The following is an 8,035-nucleotide window of genomic DNA, read 5'->3' on the forward strand; positions in this document are numbered from 1 at the left end:
GCACAGGATGACCGCCTGGTTTATCAGCTGATCGACAGTGAAAAATATTCAACTGAAATTTTGAAGGCAAGACATTCATCGTACGACAAGTCAAACGAACGCCTTGTTGAAGATGCATACGGCCTTGTCAGCGAATATCTCAGCACTAATCTGATTGAGTTTTTGCGTGAACGATATCCGTTCTTTTATTTCGAGGAAACGGAAACGGGAAAGTTTCAATTTTACTTCGGAAACTGGTGGGGACGTCGTCTGTTCGGAACGCTTGATGTCTTGAACGTTAGATTTAACTTTGATGAAAATGAATATCAAAAACTTGCTCGTTCCTTTGAATTTGAAGCAGAAAACAAGCGCTTGAACACCGACACGATTGAACGGCTTTCGCAGGAAAACGACGAATTGCAAGAGCTGCTTGATTCTCAGAGCAACCGCGAAGCAGAAAAGGAACGAATGCGAAGGAAGCTGAAGCAGCTTAATCAGGAAAAGGTGATGCCATGGGATGCCGGCAAGCAAAGGGAAATGAAGCAGAAACTGACCGATGAACTCAGCCGGATTACTGAAATTGACGAAAAAGCGGCCAATGGTTACCAGCGGATCCACGAAAATGAAAAACGGGTCTTGGAACTTTCGAAGGAAGACACTTTGCTCGGTTATGAAAAGCAGAGTATCATTGCCAGATTCGGAAGTTTTGAGAACTTTAAGGAAAAGAATGCTTCTTTGTATCGTGATTACATTACTGATTTGATTGCGACGGGAAATCGGAGGAATTAATGATGAGTGAATATGAAAATCCTACAATAACGTTTTATCCGCATGAGTCTGAATTTGACGTAACTCCTGAAGAAGCGAGGCCTTCGCTTTCGACCAATGAGCGTTTGATGAACTACAACGGCAGATTAAAGGAAAGTCTGAACAACGGGATTCGTTTCACGGAGGTTTTTGACACGCTGATCAATACGACCGATTTAAAAGAATTGTTCCAGTCGATTGAAACGCTTGCTTCATACCAGCTTGATGATGATTACCTGGTTTATCCGATTCAATACAGTCGTGCCGATTTTTACCTGATTTTCATCAATCGTCTGCTTAGCCTGAATGATAAGGAAACGGTTATCCTGATGTCCGGCGAAAAGGACAGAACCTTGTACCACGAATTTCCGGGAATCAATTCGTGCGTCAGATTCAAATTCAAGGTCGATCCGGCAGATGATCGGCGTGCATTCTACATTGACGAACAGACTGGTCTCAGCTTGTTTTATATCGATTTTGCAGACAAGGTTCTGTATTTCAACAGTCACGATATCGTGGAGCTGCTTATTGCAAATGATGCTGAAAATGACAAGAAGGACTTGATTCGTTTTGAAAAATATCTCGTCTCAATCGGTGAATGCGTTGAACAGGCGTATGGATATGAAGTTGACTTCAACCTGCTGAATGCAAGAAGGGATGCTGTTTATCCGATTGTTTCGGAAACTGAGCCGGAAGTCGCATTGGACCGTTTGTTCATCATGAGCTCAGATGCAGGATGCATGCTTAAATCCGGCATGAATGGCGAAGCAATCATGAACTTGCCGGACAGCGTCGTCCTGACTTTGTTTGATGAAAATCTTGCCGGCGGGAATTCTCCGGAATGGGTCATGACCGTCAAGGATGATGAAGACAAGATTTCCTTCTTCGATTTACTGGTCAGATATGATTTCCTGAAGGACTGGTATCTTGAAAATCTTCAAAGCGTTGAAGTCAAGCGCGCAAGATGTTTCTTGAAAGAAGACGATGTTAAAGCATGATGGATTTTGCAAAAATGGCTAAGGACGCACTTCACGTTTATCCGAGAAGGGTTTTGACCGTGACAGGATACAGCGACCGGGAACGAATAAACGGTTTGTATGCGGATTTGACCTGCAGCTGGTGCGATTTGATTGAAGCAGCAGGAAAAGCCGATGATAAGGAATCCGTTTATGATGCGTTTTCTTCCGTTTTGCTGGGCTTTTTCATGATTTCAAACGAACAGAAGACAACATACAAGCTATTGATGACCAAAGAGGAACTGGACAGCATGAAGGGCAAATGGAAGAGCGCATCGTTCAATGCGGTTTGTCTGATTATGCAGCAGCAGCTTTTAAAGAGTCATTTTGAGCATAAGATTGATGCTTTTGTTCGCGCCTGGCATATCGCCTTGAAATTCGGGTTGACCGATCTGGGCTTGGATGAATCAACAATTGTTGAACATTATGACAATTTAATCAGGTGAGATGAGCCTTGCTGATTGAGGAATCGGCAGGGCTTTTGCTTTCCGGATGAAAAGGCAGACCAGTCTTTTGGAAATGAACCGGAGACACGGCTTTCTTGCTATGATTGCCGCCCTATATTATAATTAAACGTTAGAGACTATTTTAAGAAAGTAGGAAGAACTGAATGGATTTTGAACAAATGAAGGAGCGCCAAAGGCACATTCGGAATTTTTCGATTGTGGCACACATCGATCACGGCAAGTCGACGTTGGCCGACCGCATCCTCGAATTGACGGATACGGTTTCAAAGCGTGAGATGAAGGATCAGCTGCTTGATTCGATGGATTTGGAACGTGAGCGCGGGATTACGATTAAATTAAATGCAGTTGAACTGCATTACAAAGCCCAGAATGGCGAAACGTACATTTTTCATTTGATCGATACGCCGGGACATGTCGATTTCTCATACGAAGTTTCAAGATCCCTTGCTGCTTGCGAAGGCGCTGTTCTCGTTGTTGATGCTGCCCAGGGAGTTGAGGCGCAGACGCTGGCCAACGTTTATCTTGCACTGGATGACGATTTGGAAATCGTGCCCGTAATCAATAAAATCGATTTGCCGTCTGCCGAACCGGAAAAAGTTCGCCAGGAAATCGAAGACGTGATCGGCCTCGATGCGTCCGAAGCCGTTCTTGCCTCTGCCAAGGCCGGCATCGGAATCGAAGAGATGCTCGAACAGATTGTGGCAAAGGTTCCGGCACCTTCCGGCGATTTGAAGGCGCCTTTGAAGGCCCTGATCTTTGATTCCGTCTATGATGATTACCGCGGCGTTGTCTTAAGCATCCGCGTGGTTGAAGGAACCGTCAAACCGGGTGACCGCATCAGGCTCATGAACAGCGGTGCAGAGTATGAGGTCGTTGAAGTCGGAGTCAATTCTCCTAAACCGTTGAAACGCGATTATCTGATGGCAGGTGACGTCGGCTATTTGACGGCCAGCATCAAGGACATTCAGGATACGCGCGTCGGTGATACGGTGACGAATGCCGATAACCCGACGGACAAGCCTTTGGCCGGCTATCGTGAAATGAATCCGATGGTTTATTCCGGACTTTATCCGACCGATAATGCCAAGTACAACGATTTGCGGGAAGCGCTTGAGAAACTCAAGCTGAACGATGCAGCGCTTGAATTTGAACCGGAAACGTCTCAGGCGCTGGGCTTTGGTTTCAGGTGCGGTTTTCTGGGACTGCTGCACATGGATGTCATTCAGGAACGCCTGGAGCGCGAATTCGGCATGGACCTGATTACGACGGCACCTTCCGTTACCTATGACGTTGAATTGACGGACGGCAGTCACATCAGCGTCACGAATCCTTCCGAAATGCCGGAAGCACCCAAGATCAGACAAATCAACGAACCTTTCGTCAAGGCCGAGGTCATGGTTCCAAACGAATACGTCGGAGCCGTAATGGAGCTTTGTCAGCGCAAGCGCGGCAATTTCAAGACCATGGAATATCTGGATGACTACCGCGTCAACGTGATTTATGAAATGCCGCTTTCAGAAATCATCTTTGATTTCTTTGACAAATTGAAATCCAGCACCCGCGGCTACGCATCGCTTGATTATGAGCTTGACGGAACGCGTCCGAGCGATCTCGTCAAAATCGACATCCTGCTCAACGGCCACAAGGTCGACGCATTGAGCTTTATTTCACACAGAGAGTTTGCGCCGCAGCGTGCCAGAGTGATCACTGACAAGCTCAAGACGATTATTCCGCGCCAGAACTTTGAAATTCCGATTCAGGCCGCAATCGGAGCCAAAATCATTGCCAGAACAAACATCAAGGCTTATCGCAAGGACGTTACCGCAAGGATTCATACCGGTGACCCTGACAGACGCGCCAAGCTGCTCGACAAGCAAAAGCGCGGAAAGAAGCGCATGAAGGCCGTCGGTCGCGTTGTTGTTCCGCAGGAAGCCTTCATGGCGGTTCTCAAAACTGATGAAGAGGTCAAGTAAGGGGGAAGAAAGTTGGACGCACGTCAATTATCAAAACGCCTGGAAGAAGTCGCCTCCTTTGTGCCTGAAGGGGCACGTCTGGCCGACATTGGTTCGGATCATGCCTATCTGCCGGCAAATCTTGCCCTGAACGGGAAAATAGCATTTGCGGTTGCGGGCGAAGTCGTCAGGGGACCTTTTGAAAATGCAGAGCATGAAATCAAAAAGGAAGGTCTTGAAACAAAGGTCAAGGCACGTCTGGCAGACGGACTGGCAGCAATTGAAGCAAGTGACCGGATCGATACCATTACGATCTGCGGAATGGGCGGACCGCTCATTTGCGAGATTCTTGAAAACGGCAAAAAAAAGCTTGCAGATCATCCGCTGCTGATCCTGCAGCCGAATGTCGGTGAAGAAAACGTCAGGGTTTTTCTGCAGAAAAACGGATATTGGATTGAAGACGAACGGATTCTTGAAGAAGACGGTCATACGTATGAAATCATCGTTGGCAGCTACCATGGTGAAGAACAGCCGCTGACGAAGGAAGAGCTCATGTTCGGGCCGTTTTTGATGAGAAATCAAAGCCCTGTATTTGTCAGAAAATGGCAGAAAGAGATTGAAAAGATCAACAGGGTTTTGAGTCAGTTGCAAAAGGCAAGTCAGGTTCCCGTTGAAAAGAAGCGGGAACTTGAAGCTGAAGTCAAACGAATCGAAGGTGTCATCAATGGTTAAAGTAAAGGAAATCGTCAACCGCTTCTACCGCTTTGCACCGCGTTTTATCGCCGAACCAGGCGACCCTGTCGGACTGCAGCTCGGAGACATGGAGCATGAGGTCAGGAAGATGATGCTGACGCTTGACGTCAGACCGGATGTCGTCAAAGAAGCGGTGGAAAACGGCGTCGACTTCATTTTTGCTCATCATCCGGCAATGTTTGTGCCCGTTCATCAAATCGATTTGAGCAATCCGCAGCAGAAGATGTATGCCGACATCTTAAAACATGATATCACCGTTTTTGGAGCGCATACGCTTCTTGACAATGCCAACGGCGGGACAAGCGACTGGCTTGCGGAAGATTTAGGCCTTACGGATTGTGAAATCCTGCTTTCAGAAAAGCAGGAGGCCTGGTATAAGCTGGCTGTCTTCGTACCTGAAGACGATGCTGAAAAACTGAGAAACGCTTTGGGAAAAGCCGGTGCCGGCAAACTGGGCGACTATTCTCATTGTTCGTATTCTCTCAAGGGGACAGGACGTTTTCTGCCTGAAGATGCTGCAGATCCTTACATCGGCACTCCCGGCAAGGAAGAAGAGGTTGCGGAACAAAAGGTCGAAGTTGTCTTTCCTGCTCATCTGAAGGAAAGAGTCCTGGATGCGATGCGTAAGAATCATCCGTATGAAGAAATCGCCTTTGATCTTTACCGCGTTGAAGGATTAGGCGAAAAGTACGGGATGGGTCGAGTCGGCAATTTAAGACATCCGATGACCGTCAGAGAATACGCTGAATTTGCCAAAAAGGCGCTGAACGTTGAAGGCGTGCGGCTGATTGCCAGAAATCAGGACAGGCTTGTCAGAAAGGTCGCTGTTTTAGGAGGATCAGGGTCCAAGTTTTATGCTGATGCACTGAGGAAAGGTGCTGACGTTTACGTTACGGGTGATGTGACGTATCATACGGCGCATGACATCTACGAATCGGGGCTTGCCGTGATCGATCCGGGACATTATTTCGAATCCGTCTGCAAATATCGTCTGACGGACATGTTCAGAAGCTGGGCAGAAGAGGAAAACTGGCCGATTGAGGTCGTGACGTCAAAAGTTAATACGAATCCGTTTAAATTGATTTAAAGAAGTTTATGCATAGAAAGGGTTTTTTAAATGACAAAATATGAAACGCTTGTACCACGCTTTATCAAATACGTAAAAAAGGAAACTCGTTCCGACGAAAATTCGACAACGGTGCCTTCAACGGCAACACAGGTTGAATTTGCCAAAGAAATTGCTGAAGAGCTCAGGAATCTGGGGATGGCAAACGTCCGAATCTCGCCTGAAAGCGGTTATGTTTTTGCAACGCTTGAAAGTAATCTGGACAGGGACGTCAAAAAGGTCGGCTTTATCGCTCACATGGATACGGCTGATTTCAACGCGACAAACGTCAATCCGCAGATTGTTGAGAACTATGACGGTAAAAGCGACATCAGGCTTGATCATGACGGCAAATACGTTTTGACGACTTCCGAATTTCCGAACCTCAGGAATTACAAGGGTCATAATCTGATCACGACGGACGGCACGACGCTCTTAGGCGCTGACGACAAAGCCGGCGTGGCCGAAATCATAACGGCAATCGAATATCTGACGAATCATCCCGAAATCAAGCACGGAGAAATTGAAGTCGGAATCGGCCCTGATGAGGAAATCGGAACCGGTGCCGACCGTTTTGACGTCAAGGACTTTGGCGCAGACATCGCATATACCGTTGATGGCGGACCTTTGGGAGAACTGGAATATGAAACGTTTAACGCTGCTGCAGCCAAGATGACGTTCATCGGCAAGGACGTTCACCCCGCAACGGCCAAGGGTGTGATGGTCAATGCCATCCAGCTTGCGATGGATTTTCATGCGATGCTTCCAAAAGACGAAGTTCCTGAAAAGACTGAAGGAAGGGAAGGATTCTACCACGTCCTGTCGATTGACGGCACGGTTGACGAAGCCCACAGCCAGTATATCGTGCGGGACCATGACCGCGGTAAATTTGAAGAGCGCAAGCAGTTGATGAAGGACATCGTCAGGAAGATGAACGAAAAACTTGGCGAAGAACGCGTCGTCATGAACATGTTTGATCAGTACTACAACATGCGCGAAGTGATTGAAAAGGACATGACGGTCGTTGATCTTGCCAAAAAGGCCATGGAAAATCTCGACATCACGCCGGTCATCTATCCTGTTCGAGGCGGCACAGACGGATCCAAGATTTCATTTATGGGACTTCCGACGCCGAATCTTTTTGCGGGCGGCGAAAACATGCATGCGCGCTATGAATACGTTTCGGAACAGGTCATGGAAAAAGCCACGGACGTCTTGCTCGAAATCGTGAAACTGGTTGCAGAAGACTAAGCGCCTGTAAAATGCAGTGCTGCAATTCGAGGTGAAAAATGAACGAATGGAAGAACAGGTTCTCTTCGCTGACGATTCAGATGGCTGGCAGTATTTTGCGCACCATGAAAGAGATTCCGCTTGTCAGCGTTGACGACAGAAACATATTTTTTACGGCGGTCTTCAGTCAAAATATCAAAACAACCGTCACGCTGACGGAAGAAGGAAATGACATTGAACAATCGACTTGCCAGTGCGGTCGCAGAAATTGCATTCACTTGGCGATGCTGATGACTATTCTTGAGCATAAAAAATTGCTTGGAGAGGACAATTCTTCTGAAAGCAGGAATTTCGATAAAAGCACGTTTAAATGGCTGAGAGATTGGGATGAAGAAACTTATTACTATAATCTTCCCAAGCTCTTTTCCGACCTTCCGTTCAGCGAATATGACTGGAACCAAGCCCTTAAAAAGCGTGATGAAAACGCTGCTTTGTATCATTTTGAAATCAAAAACGGCTGTTTTTGCATGACCATGGACAGAGGTTGGGGAATCACTGAAATTTGTTTCAACCGAGAAAAAATCGTCAGTTACGATTGTTATAGCAATCATGGCGATTGGTGCAAACATTTGACTGAGTGCTGCGTAATGGTTGCAGAGGCTGTTTTGGAAAACAACGTCAATCCCGAAGAAGAAACGTTCGGCAAAGATTTCGTCCGCATGGATC

The 8,035-nt window shown here is 46.9% G+C and carries 8 protein-coding genes; 7 read left to right on the forward strand and 1 reads right to left on the reverse strand.

What is annotated here, in order from left to right:
- The 7 genes from V7Z60_RS04440 to pepT all read left to right on the forward strand — a co-directional run.
- The coding region (locus V7Z60_RS04440) for an exonuclease SbcC (protein WP_334116618.1) at positions 1–768 on the forward strand (768 nt) is incomplete at its 5' end.
- 2 nt (positions 769–770) lie between these two features.
- A complete protein-coding gene (locus V7Z60_RS04445) occupies positions 771–1,784 on the forward strand; it encodes a hypothetical protein (RefSeq protein WP_334116620.1) in 1,014 nt (337 codons plus the stop codon).
- Positions 1,781–2,248 carry a hypothetical protein gene (locus V7Z60_RS04450; RefSeq protein ID WP_334116622.1) on the forward strand — a complete coding sequence of 156 codons (468 nt, stop codon included), beginning with the start codon at positions 1,781–1,783 and terminating at the stop codon, positions 2,246–2,248. The genes V7Z60_RS04445 and V7Z60_RS04450 overlap by 4 nt, the downstream gene beginning before the upstream one ends.
- 164 nt (positions 2,249–2,412) lie before the next feature.
- On the forward strand, positions 2,413–4,242 hold the full coding sequence (gene lepA / locus V7Z60_RS04455; RefSeq protein WP_334116624.1) for a translation elongation factor 4: 1,830 nt from the start codon (positions 2,413–2,415) through the stop codon (positions 4,240–4,242).
- Between the two features lie 12 nt (positions 4,243–4,254).
- Entirely contained in the window at positions 4,255–4,953 is a 699-nt protein-coding gene (locus tag V7Z60_RS04460; protein WP_334116625.1) for a tRNA (adenine(22)-N(1))-methyltransferase, read from the forward strand.
- The gene (locus tag V7Z60_RS04465) at positions 4,946–6,061 is read left to right on the forward strand and encodes a Nif3-like dinuclear metal center hexameric protein (protein ID WP_334116626.1); all 1,116 of its coding nucleotides are present in this window, start codon (positions 4,946–4,948) and stop codon (positions 6,059–6,061) included. The genes V7Z60_RS04460 and V7Z60_RS04465 overlap by 8 nt, the downstream gene beginning before the upstream one ends.
- Positions 6,062–6,091: 30 nt before the next feature.
- Positions 6,092–7,330, forward strand: a complete 1,239-nt coding sequence (gene pepT / locus V7Z60_RS04470) for a peptidase T (RefSeq protein ID WP_334116627.1) — start codon at positions 6,092–6,094, stop codon at positions 7,328–7,330.
- On the opposite strand, the gene V7Z60_RS04475 is transcribed toward pepT, so the two are convergent.
- On the reverse strand, positions 7,327–8,035 hold a 709-nt coding region (locus V7Z60_RS04475), incomplete at its 5' end, for a hypothetical protein (RefSeq protein ID WP_334116629.1). The genes pepT and V7Z60_RS04475 overlap by 4 nt on opposite strands.

The sequence above is a fragment of the Ligilactobacillus sp. genome, assembly GCF_036846325.1.
Taxonomy (GTDB): domain Bacteria; phylum Bacillota; class Bacilli; order Lactobacillales; family Lactobacillaceae; genus Ligilactobacillus.